The organism is Sphingobium sp. L-44 (genome assembly GCF_056859495.1).
The window spans coordinates 1-17,571 of the sequence record NZ_JBSXOQ010000117.1; the positions used below are offsets into that span (position 1 = coordinate 1).

General features: G+C 65.3%; 17 protein-coding genes. 7 read left to right on the forward strand and 10 right to left on the reverse strand.

Features of this window, described 5'->3' with window-relative positions; all coding sequences use genetic code 11:
- Positions 1-466: 466 nt before the first annotated feature.
- The 7 genes from trmB to AC13EK_RS20775 all read right to left on the reverse strand — a co-directional run bounded on the left by trmB (position 467) and on the right by AC13EK_RS20775 (position 9,160).
- Positions 467-1,162, reverse strand: coding sequence for a tRNA (guanine(46)-N(7))-methyltransferase TrmB (gene trmB / locus AC13EK_RS20745; RefSeq protein ID WP_017502318.1), 696 nt, complete (start codon positions 1,160-1,162; stop codon positions 467-469).
- A 52-nt stretch (positions 1,163-1,214) separates the two neighbouring features.
- On the reverse strand, positions 1,215-2,300 hold the full coding sequence (locus tag AC13EK_RS20750; protein ID WP_483022376.1) for a hypothetical protein: 1,086 nt from the start codon (positions 2,298-2,300) through the stop codon (positions 1,215-1,217).
- 479 nt (positions 2,301-2,779) lie between these two features.
- A complete protein-coding gene (locus AC13EK_RS20755) occupies positions 2,780-4,981 on the reverse strand; it encodes a DUF3141 domain-containing protein (RefSeq protein ID WP_069338146.1) in 2,202 nt (733 codons plus the stop codon).
- A gap of 201 nt (positions 4,982-5,182) precedes the next feature.
- Entirely contained in the window at positions 5,183-6,382 is a 1,200-nt protein-coding gene (gene metK, locus AC13EK_RS20760) for a methionine adenosyltransferase (protein ID WP_069338147.1), read from the reverse strand.
- Between the two features lie 57 nt (positions 6,383-6,439).
- Positions 6,440-7,981, reverse strand: a complete 1,542-nt coding sequence (gene lnt, locus AC13EK_RS20765; protein ID WP_069338148.1) for an apolipoprotein N-acyltransferase — start codon at positions 7,979-7,981, stop codon at positions 6,440-6,442.
- A 10-nt stretch (positions 7,982-7,991) separates the two neighbouring features.
- Entirely contained in the window at positions 7,992-8,627 is a 636-nt protein-coding gene (locus AC13EK_RS20770; protein WP_048937039.1) for a YqaA family protein, read from the reverse strand.
- Positions 8,628-8,638: 11 nt separating this feature from the next.
- Positions 8,639-9,160: a GNAT family N-acetyltransferase gene (locus AC13EK_RS20775; RefSeq protein WP_069338149.1), complete on the reverse strand. Its 522-nt coding sequence runs from the start codon at positions 9,158-9,160 to the stop codon at positions 8,639-8,641.
- Positions 9,161-9,275: 115 nt separating this feature from the next.
- Between AC13EK_RS20775 and AC13EK_RS20780 the strand changes: the two genes are divergently transcribed.
- From AC13EK_RS20780 to AC13EK_RS20810, 7 genes are all read left to right on the forward strand, one after another.
- Positions 9,276-9,518, forward strand: a complete 243-nt coding sequence (locus AC13EK_RS20780; protein ID WP_004212020.1) for a reeler domain-containing protein — start codon at positions 9,276-9,278, stop codon at positions 9,516-9,518.
- A gap of 117 nt (positions 9,519-9,635) precedes the next feature.
- Positions 9,636-10,412, forward strand: coding sequence for a hypothetical protein (locus AC13EK_RS20785; protein ID WP_081331784.1), 777 nt, complete (start codon positions 9,636-9,638; stop codon positions 10,410-10,412).
- A 253-nt stretch (positions 10,413-10,665) separates the two neighbouring features.
- The gene (hemB, locus tag AC13EK_RS20790; RefSeq protein WP_069338151.1) at positions 10,666-11,661 is read left to right on the forward strand and encodes a porphobilinogen synthase; all 996 of its coding nucleotides are present in this window, start codon (positions 10,666-10,668) and stop codon (positions 11,659-11,661) included.
- Between the two features lie 7 nt (positions 11,662-11,668).
- On the forward strand, positions 11,669-12,256 hold the full coding sequence (locus AC13EK_RS20795) for a gamma carbonic anhydrase family protein (RefSeq protein WP_069338155.1): 588 nt from the start codon (positions 11,669-11,671) through the stop codon (positions 12,254-12,256).
- Between the two features lie 141 nt (positions 12,257-12,397).
- On the forward strand, positions 12,398-14,416 hold the full coding sequence (locus AC13EK_RS20800) for a pilus assembly protein TadG-related protein (RefSeq protein ID WP_069338152.1): 2,019 nt from the start codon (positions 12,398-12,400) through the stop codon (positions 14,414-14,416).
- Entirely contained in the window at positions 14,413-14,928 is a 516-nt protein-coding gene (locus AC13EK_RS20805) for a TadE/TadG family type IV pilus assembly protein (RefSeq protein ID WP_069338153.1), read from the forward strand. Before AC13EK_RS20800 ends, AC13EK_RS20805 begins: the two co-directional genes overlap by 4 nt.
- The gene (locus tag AC13EK_RS20810; RefSeq protein WP_010337972.1) at positions 14,925-15,344 is read left to right on the forward strand and encodes a TadE/TadG family type IV pilus assembly protein; all 420 of its coding nucleotides are present in this window, start codon (positions 14,925-14,927) and stop codon (positions 15,342-15,344) included. Before AC13EK_RS20805 ends, AC13EK_RS20810 begins: the two co-directional genes overlap by 4 nt.
- Positions 15,345-15,371: 27 nt before the next feature.
- Here the strand turns inward: AC13EK_RS20810 and AC13EK_RS20815 are convergent, their stop codons facing one another.
- Genes AC13EK_RS20815 through glk form a run of 3 tightly spaced genes read right to left on the reverse strand, consistent with a single transcriptional unit; the run spans position 15,372 to position 17,543 of the window.
- Positions 15,372-15,893 (reverse strand): hypothetical protein, encoded by a 522-nt coding sequence (locus tag AC13EK_RS20815; protein WP_080572830.1) that lies wholly within the window; start codon positions 15,891-15,893, stop codon positions 15,372-15,374.
- Between the two features lie 55 nt (positions 15,894-15,948).
- Positions 15,949-16,566: a bifunctional 4-hydroxy-2-oxoglutarate aldolase/2-dehydro-3-deoxy-phosphogluconate aldolase gene (gene eda, locus AC13EK_RS20820; protein ID WP_069338154.1), complete on the reverse strand. Its 618-nt coding sequence runs from the start codon at positions 16,564-16,566 to the stop codon at positions 15,949-15,951.
- Positions 16,563-17,543 carry a glucokinase gene (glk, locus tag AC13EK_RS20825; protein ID WP_048937033.1) on the reverse strand — a complete coding sequence of 327 codons (981 nt, stop codon included), beginning with the start codon at positions 17,541-17,543 and terminating at the stop codon, positions 16,563-16,565. Before glk ends, eda begins: the two co-directional genes overlap by 4 nt.
- Between the last annotated feature and the right edge of the window lie 28 nt (positions 17,544-17,571).

The window sequence follows — 17,571 nt, forward strand, 5'->3', positions numbered from 1 at the left end:
CGTGTGACGTGTGGTAACTCCACCTTACCGATGAGCCCGGTGGCCACCGAGTTCGAAATCGCATGGGGTTGGGCATGCCCAACCCCATGCGATCACCTCAATCTACACCGGAAATTACACCACGAGCGCGGACGCTAACCGTCAGAGCGGTTCCCGTGTTCGTACGCCGGCTGCGATTATCGACCAAAACCCTGCAGGCCCTCGTCCCTTGGAAAGCGGCAACCTGCCCAGAGAGGCGTGGACCTCGCGTTCGCTTGCTGACTTTCCGGTGGCGATGGCAAGATTTCAGGCACCACGAAAATAATCACCGTTGCGGAAAATTTCGGCCATCGCTTCGCACGGTGGTAGATTTAACTATCTTGAATATCTCTAATTTTCTCGGGTTTTTGCCTAGTGGATTGATTTTGACATGTGCATCCCCCGTCGGCGGGGATGGGTCTGCAAATGTCAAAATCTTTTCGGACCACTAGATGCGCCGGTACCGGAAATACCAGACCTCATGGCCCAGGCGCCGGGCCTTGGCCTCGTAGCGGGTTTCGGGCCAGCCGCCCGGACGGGTCAGGAAATCCTTGGGATCGCTTGCCAGCCAGTCGAATTCGGGATGGCCGTTCATCACCATCAGCGCCCAGCGCAGATAGACCGGATGATCAGTGCCGAAGCGGAACTCGCCGCCGGGCTTGAGCTTCTTCGCGATCATGTCGACCGGGCCGGGGTTCATCATCCGGCGCTTCGCATGGCGGGCCTTGGGCCAGGGATCGGGATGGAGCAGATAGACGAAGCTGAGCGATCCGTCGGGGATGCGGCTGAGAACGTCGAGCGCATCGCCCATGTGCAGCCGGACATTGCCGAGCGCGCCGTCGCGAATATGGCCAAGCGCCTGCACCACGCCGTTCAGGAACGGCTCACAGCCGATGAAGCCATGGTCGGGCAGCATGTCGGCGCGATAGGCCATATGCTCGCCGCCGCCGAAACCGATCTCGAAATGGAGCGGGCGGTCATAACCGAACAGGTCGGCGGCCGTGACGTCGCCTTCGGCCGGCACCGATACGGCGGGCAGGAGGGTGTCGACCAGTTCCTGCTGGCCCTTGCGAAGCTTGGGCCCGGACTGGCGGCCATAAAGGCGGTTGAGGGTGGTCGGGTCGCCCGATTTATGCGCGGTCATGGGTTGGGCCGATAGCGGGGGCAGGCCGAGGGAGCAAGCGGCGTGCGCCCTATCAGTTGGCGACAGCGTCCGGCGACAGGCTGATCTGGCTTTGCTTGCTATAGACGCTGGTGGTCGACAGCGGCTTTTCCGACTGGACGATCGCGATCGCCTGGGCCGGCGGCGGCGCGCTGGCATAGCTGGGATATTGCAGCCATTGGTCGAGCTTGCGGACGGTGACCGTCCAGGGGGCGCTACTTTCATCCTTGCCGCCCAGCAAGGCGGTCAGCGTGTCTCGGGCGATGACCAGCATGGTGCCCGAATCGCCGAGCGGGATGGCATAGCTGCCCTCATTCGTCTCGCCCTGATAGATGGGGAGGCGGCCCTGTATCCGATCGGGGTGGACGCAATAGGCCGGGGCGGCCGGGGCTTCTCTATTCTTCGCCGCCTTTTCCCTGACGCTGCGGTCGATATTGCCCATCATCGCGCCGGCAATGACGGACGCGCCGTCCTTTGTCACCTTGTCCGCAGGCGCGCCGAAGACAAGCGGTTGGGAGCAGGGTTTGAGCGGAACGGCCGCCGCGAGCGGCGGGTGCGCGCGGGGCCAGCCGATCTGGGCTATCATCCGATCCATCAGGGCATCAAGCTGGGACGCATCATGGACGGGCGAGGTGACGCGCAGCTTTACCACCCATTCTCCGAGCGCGATGACGGCAACGCCGCTGCTGCGGCCGACCTGGCTGATGGCGAAGCTCTGGCGCAGTCCGGCCGGCACTGAACTGCCCGGAAGGGCAAAGGCCACAGGATCGCCCAGGGCTGCGGGGCGCCCGAACTTGTCGTTGGTCGCGATCATGGTGGCCGCGACATCGAACCAGATCGCGGTGGCCGGCATGGCGGCATGATAGACATAGATATTCACATGGGTGCGACTGATCGGATCGTCATAGGCGATCGATGTATCGAGCAGCGCGCCGTTGCTCAGATCCTCGACCGCACTGCGAGCAAAGCCGTCAATCTTCGGCGGGAAGGCGATGGCGGACGGCTTGTGCGTCCAGCTTTTGTCGGTCTTTACGGCGATGGGGCTTGGCTGGGCCTGCGCGGATGGGGCAAGGGGCAGGGCTGTTGCCATCGCAAAGCCGCCAACTATCCGCAACCACATGAATATCTGCCCCCTCCCGCTATGCATGCAGGCAAGGTAGCGGGAAGGGGGCAGAGCACAAGGGCCATGGGATGCCGAACAGGGGAGAGCGGCAGGATGGCCCTTGAAGCTGGCTAGCCGTGGTGCGACCCGAAGGCTGGCCGGGAGGCAAGGCCCGACCGGTCTGTCCAGTTCGTCAGGTCACTTGCACTTGGCGAAGCGACCCTTGGCGTCCTTGCAGGGGCCCTTTTTGGGGGCCGCCTTTGGCGGACATTTGACGAACTTGCCCTTCGCATCCTTGCAGGGAGCTGCCAGTGCAGGAGCGGCACTGCCAACCAGAAATGCAAGGCTGATGAAGGCGGTAGCAAGAGGACGGGTCATGGCGTTGCCCTGGGTGGAGGGTGCCGGGCTCGACAGGGGTGCGAGCCCGACGCCCTCTCTATGCGCGGTTCCGCAGGTGCAGGCCAATGAACTTTTCGTCATGTTCCGGACAGGATGGCTCAGCCACGGTCGGCATCGGCCGCAGCATTGAACAGGTCGAGCATGGCGCCCAGCCGGGCAGCTTCCTCCTGCGTCAGCCCTTCGTCGCGGTCGAACAGGGCGGCAAGCTTTTGCCCGCCGGCGCGGACTGCATCGGGATCGACGCGGGCGAGCAGTTCGGGAATGCCGGCAATCGCGCCATCGGGATCATGGCGCAGCAGCTTGGCCTGCTCGCGCACCAGCGCCCGGAACAGCGGCAGCGTCATGCCCGCGGGCAGCATGTCGATATGCAGCCGGCGTGCCTCCTCGAACCGGCGGGCGTCGGTCTGCTCGCGGGTGCGCAGCACATGGAAGATCGCCCGCAACTGCGCCTCCAGCAGGCCGCCTTCGTGCAGTTCGGCGCTGAGATGGGCCATTTCCTCGGCAACGAAGGTGCGATGTTCCGGCGTGTCGCCGGGGTGATGGCGGGGCGGGCGGCCATCCTGCGGGGCGACGCCCATGGCGGCCTGAACCAGCGGCGCGCCATAGATCGTATCGAAGCTGAGTGCCTGGAGCCTGTCGCGGGCATCCCGATAGGCATCAAGTGCGCCGACCATCATGTCCGACACCATGGTCTGGCCGGCCAGGAAGCCATTGTCGGGCGCGACCGGGCGCCGATTGTCGCGCACGACACCGGCCCAGCCCTCGATCAGTTGCGCCATGGGATGGTCGCTCGACCAACTGTAGGACAGGCGCATCGGGTGCCATTGCGCCAGCCAGTCGGCCAGTTGCGGGCTGGCCATCGCCTGCACCAGCGGCTGGGCGAAGCGGCGATACAGTTCCAGATTGGCTTCCGACGCACGGCGGGCGGCGACGAAACGCCGTTCGCTGTCGAAATCCTGCTGCACGATTGCCTGGACATCGGCGATGCCGCGCCGCTGGATCGCCAGATACTGGCCGTCATCATCGACCGCGCCGGGCAGGGCGCCGTCTGGATCCTGTTGCACCGTCGCCTGATAGAGGCCGGCGGGCAGCACGTCGATCAGGTCGATGGCGCTGACGAATTCGCGATGCTCCTTCCGCCCGACGCTGGCCGAGACGAAGATGCCGAGATGGCCGATACTGTCATGGGTGGCATAGATGATCGTCTGGTCATGGCTGACGATTTCGGCATCGTTGCGATAGAGATCGGTGATCCAGCCCAGGGCCTGCGGTGGCGGCGTGATATTGTCGCCATGCGAGCAGAAGACCAGGATCGGCGAGCGGATGTTGCGCAGATCGATGCGGATGCCGTCCGAGGTCAGTAGCTGGGCGGTGGCTAGCCGGTTACCGATGAAGAGATTGTCGACGATATACTGCATCTCGACATCGTTGAGATAGACATAGCCACCCCAATATTTCTCGAAGCCGAGATAGCGGGGGGCTTCGGTATCGACCTTGGAATAAAGGGTGTAATCCTTTTTCCAGAGCGTGTTGGCAGGATCGAGATTTTCGAAATTCTGCACCAGCCAGGCGCCGTCGAAGCGGCCGGCGCCCATGTCGCCGGTCATCGCCGTCGCCCAGCTGCCGCCCATCAGGCCGCCGCCATAGCGCATGACATTGTCGCCCGCCCAATAGGAGAGCGGGGCGCCGGCGACGATGATCGGGCCAAACAGCTCGGGCCAGACCGCAGCGGTCATCAATATCTGCCAGCCGGCCTGGCAATTGCCGATCACCACCGGCTTGCCATCGGCGGAGGGGTGGAGTTCGCCGACATGGGCGACGAAGGCGGCCTCCGCGCGCATCACATCCTCGATGCTCTGCCCCGCGACCGGATTGGGGGTGAAGCCGATGAAATAACAGGGATGGCCTTCGCGCAGGGCGGCGCCAATCTCGCTGTCGGGCTTGAAGCCGCCAATGCCGGGGCCATGGCCGGCGCGCGGATCGACAACGATGACCGGGCGCTTGGCCGGATCGACCGGCAGGCCCTCTGGCGGGGTGATGCGGACCAGGCCATAATTGACCGGGCGAGGCAGATCGGCGCCAGACAGGATGATCTCGCCATCGAAATTCAGCACATGGGGCACGCGTTCGGCCAGATGCGCCTTATACTGGTCGCCGCGCTGGCGCTTGACGTCGGCGAACAGGACGGCGCGTTGCAGCGCGTCGACGCCATAGTCGAAGGCCTGACCGAACCAGTCGAGCGGCGGCCAAAGCGGGATGGAAGCGGTGGATGATGTGGGTTCGCTGGTCGTCTTGGGCATGGCTGGCCTTCCGAAACGCGTTCAGACGTCGCGGCGGACCCCCATTCCTGACCGCACTGCATCATAACCCCGAGTCATGACAATGCGATGGAAAATCATCTTATTTCGACAGGCCGGTAACAACTTGTGACGGACATGCGAAAAGGGCGCGGAAAGCATAGCTCTCCGCGCCCCTTGCTATTGGTCGTCAGACCGCAGGCCTCAGGCCAGCTTCGCCTTGAGCGCGTCGACCAGGTCGGTCTTTTCCCAGGGGAAATAGTCGCCGTCGGGCGTGCGGCCGAAATGGCCATAGGCGGCGGTCTTCTGGTAGATCGGCTTGTTGAGGCCGAGATGGGTGCGGATGCCCTTGGGCGTCAGGCGCACCAGGGTCGGCAGCACAGCTTCGATCGCCGAAGCTTCGACGGTGCCGGTGCCATGCAGGTCGACATAGAGCGAGAGCGGTTCGGCAACGCCGATGGCGTAGCTGAGCTGGATCGTGCAGCGACGGGCGAGCCCGGCGGCGACGATGTTCTTCGCGAGGTAACGGGTGATATAGGCAGCCGAACGGTCGACCTTGGTCGGATCCTTGCCCGAGAAAGCGCCGCCGCCATGGGGCGAAGCGCCGCCATAGGTGTCGACGATGATCTTGCGGCCGGTGAGGCCGGCGTCGCCGTCGGGGCCGCCGATTTCGAACAGGCCGGTCGGGTTGACATAGATGGCTTCGTCGCCCGGCAGCCAGCCTTCGGGCAGGACATCGGCCATCACGCCCTTGACGTAGGCACGCAGTTCGGCGCGGCTGTCGTCATTGTCCATGCCGGCGGCATGCTGGGTCGACACGACCAGCGCGGTCGCGCGGACCGGCTTTTCATCGATATATTCCAGCGTCACCTGGCTCTTGGCGTCAGGCTCCAGGAAGGGCACAACCTTGTTGTGGCGGTCAGCCGCCATGCGTTCCAGGATCTTGTGCGAATAATAGAGGGTGGCGGGCATGAGGTCGGGGGTTTCATCCGACGCATAGCCGAACATGATGCCCTGGTCGCCGGCGCCCTCGTCCTTGTTGCCGCTTTCATCGACGCCCTGCGCGATGTGGGCCGACTGGCCGTGCAGATTGTTTTCGAAGCGGAAAGTCTCCCAGTGGAAGCCGTCCTGCTCATAACCGATGCGCTTCACGGTCGCGCGGACGGTCGCCTCGATCTCTTCCTTGGCGCCCGGTGCCCATTCGCCATTTTCATAGACGCCCTTGCAGCGGATTTCGCCGGCCAGGACGACGAGCTGGGTCGTGGTCAGGGTTTCGCACGCGATGCGGGCTTCGGGATCCTTGGACAGGAACAGGTCGACGATCGAGTCGGAAATCTGGTCCGCGACCTTGTCGGGGTGGCCTTCGGAAACGGATTCCGAGGTGAAGAGGAATTGGTTACGCATGAGACTCCCGTAAGGTGCTTGCGGACGAATGAACATAAAGAAAACTTTATGTGGCTATTAGCTTTTGCCTCTGCGCAAGGCAAGGGCCGTCCCGAGCAGGATCAGAAGGAAGGCAAAGGGCGCCCAGTTGCCCAGCCGCGCGAACAGGGTAGCAGGCAGAGGCGGCGGCAGGCGGCTGTCGAGATAGCCCGCGCGATGGCTGGAGAGGGCGTGGAGAATATGGCCGCGCGCATCGACGATGGCGGACACGCCGGTGGGCGTGGAGCGGATGATCGGCAGCCCTTCCTCCAGCGCGCGCAGGCGGGCCTGGGCCAGATGCTGGACCGGCCCCCAACTGCCGAACCAGGCATCGTTGGACGGGTTGAACAGGAAATCGGGCCGATTGGCGCGATCGACCACCTGGCCCGAGAAGATGATCTCGTAACAGATCTGCACGCCCATCTTGAGCGCGGGACGGCCAAGGGTGGCGGGCAGGGTCAGGCTCTGCGGGCCGGGGCCGGGCCAGAAATCGACGTCACCCGGGACCAGCCGCGACAAGCCGATCGGCTGGAGAATGCTGCGCATCGGCAGATATTCGCCATAGGGGACGAGATGCGCCTTGTCGTAGCGGGCGGCAAGCTGGGCATCGGGCGTGACGACGAACAGGCTGTTGTTGGCGCCGGCCAGTTCGGTCGTGCCATAAGGCCCCTTGTCCTTGAAATAGACCTTGGTCGCGCCGGTCATCAGCAGGTCGCCCGGCCCCATCAGGTCGGCGAGGCGCCAGCGCCATTCGGGTTCCATGTCGAGATAGGCGGGGATCGCTGCTTCGGGCCAGAAGATCAGGCGCGGGGCAGGGCGAGGCTTGCCCGACAGGGTCGCGAGGGTGCGGAAATGCGCCTGTTCCAGCTCGGCCGAATATTTCTCGTCCTGGCCGATATTGGGCTGAACCACGCGGATCAGCGGCGCGCCGGCGGGCGGCGTCGGCGCGGGCGAGAGCTGGCCCCAGAGCGCGAGAGCGACGAGCGGCACGGCGATGGCGGCGGCGGGGCGATACTGGCGGCGCGCGGCGAGCATGCAGGCGCCGGCGGCGAGCAGGACCAGCGCGCCCAGGCCATAGGTGCCGATCAGCGTCGCGGCGATCGCGGCGCCGGTCGGCAGCAGGGTGACGCCCAGCGGGTTCCAGGCAAAGCCGGTGAAGATGGTGGCGCGCGCATATTCGCTGGCGATCCAGCAGCCGGCGAACAGCAGCAGGAAGGCCGGGCCGGTGAAGGCGAAACGGCGCCCGGCCCACCAGGCGCCCAAGGTCGCGAGGCCGGGATAGACGGCGAGATAGAGTGAGAGCAGGACCACCGCGCCATAGCCGAACCAGTGCGGCATCGCATCCTGATAGGTGAAGGCGTGGGCGATCCAGTTGAGGCCCAGGGTGAAATGGCCGACCCCGAACAGCCAGCCGCGCACGAAGGCGGCGCGGCGATCGGGCGCGCGCTCGATCAGCAGGGTCAGCAGCGCGAAGCAGCCGATGGTGACCGGCCAGAGTTTCAGCGGCTCGAAACCGGTCGCCGAGAGGAGGCCGGCGAGCAGGGCAGCAAGCCGGGGATGGCGCGCGAGCAGGGCGTTCATTTGCGGCGGATCAGGAGATGGTGGCCATGGTGGCGTTGGAGCAGCGATCGCTCTTCTGCCCGCCGCCCGACAGCATCGACGCGGCGACGAAGCCGCCGACCACCAGCACCAGGAACAGCGCCGACAGCGGTGCCAGATATTTCTCGATGAATGCCTTGATCGGGCGGCCGAATTTCCAGAACAGGAAGCCGACGATCATGAACTGGAAGGCGCGGGACAGGATGCTGGCCCACAGGAAGGTGAAGAGCGACAGGCCGATGAAGCCGGCGGTGATGGTGATCAGCTTGAACGGGATCGGGGTCGCGCCCTTGATCAGGATGATCTCCGCGCCATAGTCGCGCAGATAGCAGGCCGCGACCGGGAATTTCGCCGACAGGCCAAGCAGATGCAGGATCTGTGCGCCGACCGCCTGATAGAGGAAGTGACCGATGCCATAGCCCAGGAGGCCGCCCAGCACCGAGGCGATGGTGCAGATGAGGCCATAGCGGATCGCCTTTTCCGGCCGCGCCAGGCACATCAGGCCCAGCAGCGGATGCGGCGGGATCGGAAAGAAGCTGGATTCCATGAAACTGAAGGCAAAAAGCCAACGTTCGGCGTGCGGGTGAGCGGCCTTGGCCAGCATCCACTGATAGAGCTTGGTGAGCATCGCGAGCGGGCCTAGCTCAGTTGCACGGGAGCCGCCAGCGCTTTTGCCAGGACGACCATTTCCAGCGGCGGATCGAGCGGCACGGGGAAGGGACGCTTCTCGTCGGTCAGCACATAGCCGCGTCGCTGATAATAGGCGATCAGCTCGGGCCGCCGGTCGATCACCGTCATCTCGATCGTCGTCGCGCCGAAATCGCGTGCGGCCTGGTCCTCTGCCGCAGCGATCATGCGCCGGCCAAGCCCGGCGGCCTGAAGCTGCGGATCGATGCAGAGCAGGCCGAGATAGGCGACATCCTCGTCACGCTTGCTGATCTGGACGCAGCCGATCGGCATGCCGTTGTCGTCGATCGCGACCAGCAGCCGGTCGGTCGGGCTGGCCAGAATGGCCTGCAATTCCTCGATATCGGTGCGGGCGTCGGTCAGCAGGTCGGATTCGAAGGTCCAGCCGGCCCGCGCCTCGTCGCCGCGATAGGCGCGCTCGATCACGCGGTGGAGCAGGGGCAGGTCGGCGGGGGCGGCAAGGCAGATATCCATGGCCCCGCCTTTAGCGGGGCGGCGATGGCTGCAAAAGCCCCGATCATATGGATGCAGCGATGCTTGATCGGGACGCTCCGGCCGCGATAGGATCGGCGTCAAAGAGGAGAGTGAGATGCAGGACATGGGCGAGGGCAGTTGCCCCTTCAGCTTCAACATGGACCCGGCCAGCTTCAAGGTCGGCGATTCTGTCAGCTATCGGGTGACCGGCAGTCTGGAGGGATTTCCCTTTGCCGGGGTGCTGCTGGAAGTGCATGACGATCATGTGGTGCTGACGTCCGATGTCGACGACAAGGCCAGCCGGATGCGGGCCACGCGCGAGAGCCGGCCGGTGGTGCGCGAAGAGGATGTCTGCTGACGGGCAGGGCGTCGGGCGGCCAATCCAACCACATTACCGATTTGTCAGCCGCCACGGCGTTGACTGTCCGGCGCCGTCTGGGCATGACGCGCAACGCATAGAGACCGGTCGGCACGCTTGATAATTTCGCATATTCCCTGGGACAAGTTGCGGCAGCGGGCCGGCGGCCTGGCGTTCGCGCTGGTGCTGAACGCGATCCTGCTGCTGGCGCTGCTGACGATGGCGCCGCATATCGATCCCAAGAAGGTCGAGGATCGCAATCCGGTGAGCTTCGATATCGAGCCGGCCAAGCAGGCGAACAAGGAAAAGTCCAAGGCGCAGAAGGCGGAAAAGCGCGAGCGGGATACCGCCGCGCCCAAGCAGAAGAGCGAGCCGGTGGTGACGCCGCCCCGGCCGGTCGAGACGCCGACGGTACAGCTGCCATCGCCTTTCCCTTTCATTACGCTCGACAGCCGCCAGATGGCCGCGGCGGACATCGGCAAGATGGAAAAGAAGACGGCGGGCGTCGGCGACAGCGGCACCGGCAATGCCAAGGCGATCGTCGGGCCGGGCGAGGGGCCGGGCGGCGTGCAATTGTTCGAGGCGGAATGGTATCGCCGGCCGACCCATGCCGAATTGTCGAGCTATCTGCCCGCCAATGCGCCGGCGCAGGGCTATGGCCTGGTCGCGTGCAAGACGATCGACCATTATCATGTCGAAAATTGCCAGATGATCAGCGAATATCCGACCGGATCGGGCTTTGGCCGCGCCGTGCGCCTGGCCGCCTGGCAATTCCTGGTGCGCCCGCCCCGCGTCGATGGCAAGCCCCAGGTCGGCGCCTGGGTCCGCATCCGCATCGATTATACCCGAACGGTTATCGGTGGCAGCGCCGGCGCTGATGACGACGGGCGCTGAGGCGGCGTAGGCCGGGTATCTAGCAGAAGCGGACATTCCTCCCCGGCACGGGGAGGTGGCAGCGCGAAGCGCTGACGGAGGGGCAGGTGCCTCTTGGCGCTGCGCTATCCGGCCTGTGCCCCTCCACCACTCGCTACGCGAGCGGTCCCCCTCCCCGTGCCGGGGAGGAATGTCTTGTTTCCACCCATTCCCGCCAAGGGCAGGACAATCGGTCCGGCTTGATCCCCTTCCGGTCGCGGCCTACACCCGCGGCATGACTATTGCCTCCTATCCGGCGCTGCGCATGCGCCGTACCCGTGCCACCGGCTGGAGCCGGGCGATGCATGCCGAAAATCGTCTGTCGCCCAGCGATTTCATCTGGCCCCTGTTCGTGACCGAAGGGAATGGCGTCGAGGAGCCGATCGCGGCGCTGCCTGGCGTGTCGCGCTGGTCGGTCGACCTGATGGTGGCCCGTGCGAAGGAAGCGCGCGACGCCGGCATTCCCTGCCTGGCCCTGTTCCCCAATACCCAGGCCGACCGTCGCAGCGACGATGGCGCCGAGGCGCTGAACCCCGATAACCTGATGTGTCGGGCGATCCGCGCGATCAAGGATGCGGTGCCCGATATCGGCGTGCTGACGGACGTGGCGCTCGATCCCTATACCGCCCATGGCCAGGACGGGCTGCTCGACGAGACCGGCTATGTGATCAATGACGCGACGATCGACATGTTGATCGGCCAGTCGCTCAACCAGGCGGCGGCAGGCGCCGACATCATCGCGCCCAGCGACATGATGGACGGCCGGATCGGTGCGATCCGCGAGGCGCTGGAGGAAACCGGCCATGCCAATGTTCAGATCATGGCCTATGCCGCCAAATATGCCAGCGCCTTCTATGGTCCGTTCCGCGACGCAGTGGGGTCGCGCGGGCTGCTGAAGGGCGACAAGAAAAATTATCAGATGGACCCGGCCAATGGCGAGGAAGCGCTGCGCGAGGTCGCGCTGGACCTGGCCGAGGGCGCGGACAGCGTGATGGTGAAGCCGGGCCTGCCCTATCTGGATATCGTCGCGCGGGTGCGCGATCGTTTCTCCGTCCCGGTCTTCGCCTATCAGGTGTCGGGCGAATATGCGATGATCGAGCATGGCGCCGCCGCCGGCTCGGGGGATCGCGATGCGCTGATCCTGGAAACGCTGATGGCGTTCAAGCGGGCCGGCTGTTCGGGCGTGCTGACCTATCATGCGCTGCACGCGGCGCGGCTGCTGAATGGTTGAGGCGCAGATGACCGATCATCCCGCCGACCATCCTGATGTTTCGATCATCCCGCTGAACGGCAAGGCGCCGCTGATCCACCCCAGCGCCTTCATCGCGCCGGGATGCCGGATCATCGGCGATGTCGAGATCGGCGCGGATGCCAGCATCTGGTATAATTGCGTGATTCGGGGCGATGTGAACCATATCCGCATCGGCGCGCGCACCAATATCCAGGACGGCACGGTCGTCCATTGCGACAGCCCCGGCGACGGCCGTCCGGGCTATCCGGCGGAGGGCTATCCCACCATCATCGGCGAGGATGTGCTGATCGGCCATATGGCGATGGTCCATGGCTGCGTGCTGGAGGACCGCGCGTTCGTGGGGCTGGGCGCGATCGTGATGAGCGGCTGCACCGTGGAGAGCGACGCGATGCTGGCGGCCGGCGCGCTGCTCTCGCCCGGCAAGACGGTGTTGCACCGGCAGCTCTGGGCCGGGCGCCCGGCGAAATATATGCGCGACCTGACCGACGAGGCGATCATCACCATGCGCGAGGGCGTCGACCATTATGTCCATAATGGCAAGGCGCATAAGGGCGCGGTGCGCCAGATGGGCTGAAAAATCGGCGCATTTCCGGTTTCTGGCGATCCGTCGTCGTCAACCAATTGTCCGACATTATTTTGCGAAAATTGCGTGAATTAGCAATTAATCAAGTTTTTGCGCGGAATGGCAGTCCCGACATTTCATTCGGGATTATCCATGAAATTCCGCAATTTATTTCTGAGCCATGACGGCAGTGTCAGTGTCGTCGCTGCCCTGTCGCTGATCGGCGTCATCGGCATGGCGGGGCTCGCTGTCGATCTCAATCGCGGCTATGAACGGCGGATCGCGACACAGCGCGTGGCCGACATGGCGGCGCTGGCCGCAGCCGTCGCCTACAAGGCGGACGGATCGCAGGCGATATTGCGCCCCACCGCGGTCGACCTGGTCACCGCCCATGGCATCACCGATGCGACGATCGACGTCGCGCTGCTGGCCGACACGCCCGAAGCCGGCGCCAAGGCGGTGCGCGTGGAACTGACGACGCCGCTGCCGCTCAGCCTCAGCCGCATTTTGGGCGCAGCGGCGACCATGCCGGTGAAGGTCAGCGCGATGGCGCGCCTGGCCGGCAGCGCATCGGCCACGCCCTGCATCCTGGGCCTCGCCTCGTCGGGCAATGCGGTCGAGACGCAGGGCGGCGCGACGATCAACGCGACTGACTGTTCGGTGGTCGGCGCCGGATCGGTCAACAATGGCGGGTCGGGCATCACGGCCAAGGAAATCGTCTCGGGCGCGGCCGACATCATCAACAATTATGGCACCTTGTCGGCCGATCTGCTGCGCTATGCGGGCAGCTTTTCCAATCCCAGCTGGAATGGCAATGTCCCGGCGGCTGACAAGCGGATCAACCAGTCGACCGCGATCAGCGACCCGCTCGCCAATTCGATGGATCTCGCCACCGCGCGGCAATTGCTCGGCACCTTCCGCACGCCACGGACCATCGCCAATCCGGTGACACCGGCCTGCGCCGACATATGGACTTTCGGCAATTCGCCCTCGGCCGGTGCAGCCCCCTTCCGTCAGGGCAACAGCGCCAAATTCACTGTGCCGGCCGGCAATTACTGCCTGTCGCGGATCACGATCGACGGTGGCATCACCGTCACCTTCCAGGCTGGCTCCACCGTCACCGTCGCCAATGGCGTGTCGGTTGGTGGCGGTTCGACTGTCAATTTCGGTGACAATGTCTGGCGGATCAATGGCGGCTTCAACAGTGGATCGAGCGGCGTCACCTTCGGCAATGGCGAAGTGTCGATCGGCGCCGGCACGGTCAGCTTTGCGGGCACCAACCGGATCGGCGCCGGCCCTGTCTCGATCGCCGCCAACATCACGCTGTCGGGCGGCACGTCGCTGGCGGTGGGCGCGGGCAGTCACGGCTTCAAGGGGATCAGCGTCGGCGGCGGCAGCTGGATGACGCTGGGCGATGGCGATCTGGACGTCGCCGGCCAGATCAGGATCGATGGCGATTCCACCCTGATCGCGGGCACCGGCAACTACACCCTGGCCAATGCCGGCGGCGATGCCATCACGCTGAGCGGTAGCGGCCGCTTCTTCATGGGGGACGGGCTGTTCAGCGCCAATGGCAATATCGTGACGGCCGGCGGCAGCCGCCTGGTCTTCGGCAAGACCGCCAATCACCTGATCAACGGTAATCTGTCGATCGCCGGATCGGTGCTGTTCGGCGCCGGGCGCTACACGGTGAGCGGCGGCCTGACCAACGGCACCGGCGGCACCACCTGGCCCTATACCTCGCCGATCACCAACCAGAGTTGGGGCCAGACGCTGGAGGGCGTATCAGTCTCCGGTTATGACATGGCCGGCGTCAATGTCAGCTTCATCCTGGGCGGGACCATCAACCTGGCCGGTGGCGCCAAGACCAAGCTGATCGCCCCCACCAGCACCGTCGAAGGGGCGGCCATCGCCGACATATTGGTCGACAGCCTGACATCGCAGGCAACCAACTGGGGCGCAGGGTCGCAGAATGTCTTTTCCGGGGTCGTCCATCTGCCCAATTCGGCCGTGACCATGTCGGGCGGCAACAACAGCCTGTCGGCGGGCCAATGCTTCACCCTGATCGCCTATCGCGTCACTGCAAGCGGCGGCGCCAATGCCGGCACCGCCTGCAAGTCGATCAGCGATCTGGTCGGCGGCAGCGGCGGCGATGTGGAACTGGTGGCATGATCGGCTGCTTTGGGAAGCTGCGCCGTTCGGAACGGGGCGTGGCCACCGTCGAGTTCGCGCTGTGGCTGACCCTGTTCTTCACGATCAGCCTGGTCGCGATCGACATCGCCCAGTTCACCATTCAGCGCGGGCGGTTGGCCGAAGCGGTCAGCGGCGCATCGCTGTCGGCCTTCAAGACACGCGACGCGGTGCAGTTCCAGTCTATCCCCGCCTATGTCCAGGCGATGGCGGCGGCGCCGGGGCAAAGCCCGATCAACGTCACCGTCGGCTGCAATGGCGGGACGGGCAATTGCACGAACAGTTCCCGCGTCTGCGCCTGCCTCAGCCAGACGGGCAGCTTCATTCCGACCAACAGTTGCGGCCAGAGCTGTGGCAGCGGCGCGAGCGCGAACAGCCGGTCGGGCTATTATCTCGACATCGTCGCGAGCTACAAGTTCAACCCGCAATTCGTCCCGGCCTCGCTCGCGGAAAAGGCGGTCATCACCCAGAAGACGACGGTGCGCCTGCAATGACCCGATGGCTGAACCCTATCCGATCGAACCAGACGGGCGCGGTCGCGGTCGAATTTGCCCTGCTGGCGCCGGTCTTCTTCGCCTGCCTGTTCGGCGTGATCGAACTGGGACGGCTGGCCTGGACCAAGCAGGCGCTGCGCGAGGCTGCCTACAGCACGGCGCGCTGCCATATGGTCAATGACAGCGCGTGCGGCACCACGCAGCAGCAGATCAGCTATGCCGTGGCGCGGGCCAAGGCGAACGGCATCGTCATTGCTGCGGCCAATGTCAGCATTCAGGCCAATGTGGCGTGTCGCGGTGTCGGCCAGGCCAGCATGGTCGAGATCAACAAGCCGTTCAGCTCGCCGATCAGCCAGCTCGTGCCGCTGCCGACGACGGTGTCGGCGAAATCCTGCCTGCCGGGGCTGGCGGGCTGACAGATGGGCTAATGCCCAATGCTCCGGTCAGGGCTGGGGCAGGCGGTTCTTCAGCGCGTCGATGCGGTCATTCTGACTGTCGACCATCGACAGGACGCTGGCGCGTGCCGCGTCGATATCCGCGACGCCGCCCTTTTCCGATCCATCGGCGACCGCGTTGGAGCGTTCGATGAACAGGGTGTCGAGGCTGGCGAGGGCGGAGACGCTGTCGTTGCGCGCGGATTCGGCGGCGCTGATCGCAACCTGTGCGGCGACCCAGGCGTCGCTTGATACCGATGCCCGACCGGCGCTGTTTACGGCGCGGTCGGCGCTGGCATAGGCCTTGTCGAAATTGGCGCCGCCGCTCTGCGCCTGGCTGGTGAGCTGGCTGATCTGGGCCTTGAGCTTGTCGTCGGCCGGCACGGGAAGCGGGGCGGCGGGCGCCTCGGCCATCGGCGCGCTTTCGACCGGGCGCTTGGCAAGCGAGGGATAGCTTTCATGCGCGCCGGCGCAGCCCGACAGGATCAGGGCGATGGTGGGAAGGAAGCGGCGCGTGATCATGATCTGCATCTAGGGCGGGACCGAACGGGGTGCAATGGCCCTCTGTCCGGTCCCGCGCGATAGATTAGCGCGGCAGGGCGGCGGCTTCGCGCGCCAGTGCCTCGATCACTGCGGGATCGACCGGCCCCTTGGGCACGACCCAGCTGCCGCCGACGCATTTGATGAAGGGCTGGGCCAGCCATTCGGGTGCGCTCTGGGCGGTGATGCCGCCGGTCGGGCAGAAGCGGGCGGTGTGCAGCGGCGCGGCCAGCGCCTTGAGCGCCGGAAGACCACCCGAGGTTTCCGCCGGGAAGAATTTGAAGTGGGACAGGCCCATGTCCATGCCGCGCATGATGTCGCCGGCCGTGGCGGTGCCGGGCAGGAACGGGATGTTGGCGGCGATCGCGGCCTTGCCCAGCGGTTCGGTGAGGCCGGGGCTGACGATGAAGCGGGCGCCCGCTTCCATCGCGGCGTCGAGCTGGGCCGGGTTCAGCACCGTGCCGGCGCCGACGATCGCGCCCTCGACCTTCGCCATCTCGCGGATGACGTCGAGCGCGGCGGGGGTACGCAGCGTGACTTCGAGGGCGGGCAGGCCGCCCTTCACCAGCGCCTGGGCAATGGGGAGCGCATCCTCGACCCGATCGACCACCAGCACCGGGATCACCGGGGCCAGTTCCATCACCTGTTCGACGGTCAAGCTCATGCATTCTTCTCCCTAAAGGCCGCGGCAGCGCCGAACAGGCCGATTTCTTCATGGATCGCACAGCGGATCGGCACGGTGGCCATCAGGCTCTCGAACCGGCCCTTGGCCTTGAAGCGGGCGTGGAAGCCGCTCTGTTCGAGAAAATCCTTCATCCGCTGGGTGAGGCCGCCGGCCAGTACCACCGCATGGGGGCCATGCGCCAGTGCCAGATCGCCCGCGACCGAGCCATAGCAGAGGCAGAAGCGGTCGAGTGCGCGACGGGCGAACTCGTCGCTGCCGTCAAGCGCGGCCTGCCACAGTTCGGGGTCTTCCATCAGCATGACCCGGTCGTGACCGATGGTGGCGAGCGCCTTGTAGATATAGTTGAGGCCCGGACCCGACACGATCCGCTCGGTCGAGACGCGCAGGAACTTGTCGCGCAGATAGTCGAGGATTTTCACCTCGATCTGGTCGAGCGGGGCGAAGTCGAGATGGCCGCCCTCGGTCGCAATGACATGGGGATGGCCATCGTCATAGGCGATCATCGCGACGCCAAGGCCGGTGCCGGGACCGACCACGGTGACGCCGCCGTCGCGCGGGAAGGGGCGGTCCTCGCCGAACAACAGGGGCAGATTTTCGTCGGGCAGGCGCGAGACGGCGTGGGCCACCGCCTCGAAATCATTGACCAGGCGCACGGTGCGCAGGCCCAGATCCTCCGCCAGCGTGTCGGCGCGGATCACCCAGTTGCTGTTGGTCAGCTTGATGACTTCGCGGCCGATGGCGGTGGCGAAGGCAATCGACGCGGCGTCGGGCAGCGGGCTGTCGCTGTCCTTGCTTTCGTCTTCGACGAACGCGCCCCAGCAGGCCTGGAGGCTGGGATAGTCGGCGACCTTGTATTTGCGGACGGTGCCGAGTGTCGGCACGCCCTTGTCGTCCAGCGAGGCGCGGGTGAAGCGCGCATTGGTGCCGCCAATGTCAGCGGCGATGATATCGGTCATTTGTCTCTCTCTCCGGACATTCGCGCCA

What these genes read in the sequence shown, in the direction of transcription:
- trmB (WP_017502318.1), bottom strand. Translation starts at nt 1,162, where the DNA reads ATGACCGCGCATAAATCGGGCGACCCGACCACCCTCAACCGCCTTTAT.
- AC13EK_RS20750 (WP_483022376.1), bottom strand. Translation starts at nt 2,300, where the DNA reads ATGTGGTTGCGGATAGTTGGCGGCTTTGCGATGGCAACAGCCCTGCCC.
- AC13EK_RS20755 (WP_069338146.1), bottom strand. Translation starts at nt 4,981, where the DNA reads ATGCCCAAGACGACCAGCGAACCCACATCATCCACCGCTTCCATCCCG.
- metK (WP_069338147.1), bottom strand. Translation starts at nt 6,382, where the DNA reads ATGCGTAACCAATTCCTCTTCACCTCGGAATCCGTTTCCGAAGGCCAC.
- lnt (WP_069338148.1), bottom strand. Translation starts at nt 7,981, where the DNA reads ATGAACGCCCTGCTCGCGCGCCATCCCCGGCTTGCTGCCCTGCTCGCC.
- AC13EK_RS20770 (WP_048937039.1), bottom strand. Translation starts at nt 8,627, where the DNA reads ATGCTCACCAAGCTCTATCAGTGGATGCTGGCCAAGGCCGCTCACCCG.
- AC13EK_RS20775 (WP_069338149.1), bottom strand. Translation starts at nt 9,160, where the DNA reads ATGGATATCTGCCTTGCCGCCCCCGCCGACCTGCCCCTGCTCCACCGC.
- AC13EK_RS20780 (WP_004212020.1), top strand. Translation starts at nt 9,276, where the DNA reads ATGCAGGACATGGGCGAGGGCAGTTGCCCCTTCAGCTTCAACATGGAC.
- hemB (WP_069338151.1), top strand. Translation starts at nt 10,666, where the DNA reads ATGACTATTGCCTCCTATCCGGCGCTGCGCATGCGCCGTACCCGTGCC.
- AC13EK_RS20795 (WP_069338155.1), top strand. Translation starts at nt 11,669, where the DNA reads ATGACCGATCATCCCGCCGACCATCCTGATGTTTCGATCATCCCGCTG.
- AC13EK_RS20800 (WP_069338152.1), top strand. Translation starts at nt 12,398, where the DNA reads ATGAAATTCCGCAATTTATTTCTGAGCCATGACGGCAGTGTCAGTGTC.
- AC13EK_RS20805 (WP_069338153.1), top strand. Translation starts at nt 14,413, where the DNA reads ATGATCGGCTGCTTTGGGAAGCTGCGCCGTTCGGAACGGGGCGTGGCC.
- AC13EK_RS20810 (WP_010337972.1), top strand. Translation starts at nt 14,925, where the DNA reads ATGACCCGATGGCTGAACCCTATCCGATCGAACCAGACGGGCGCGGTC.
- AC13EK_RS20815 (WP_080572830.1), bottom strand. Translation starts at nt 15,893, where the DNA reads ATGCAGATCATGATCACGCGCCGCTTCCTTCCCACCATCGCCCTGATC.
- eda (WP_069338154.1), bottom strand. Translation starts at nt 16,566, where the DNA reads ATGAGCTTGACCGTCGAACAGGTGATGGAACTGGCCCCGGTGATCCCG.
- glk (WP_048937033.1), bottom strand. Translation starts at nt 17,543, where the DNA reads ATGACCGATATCATCGCCGCTGACATTGGCGGCACCAATGCGCGCTTC.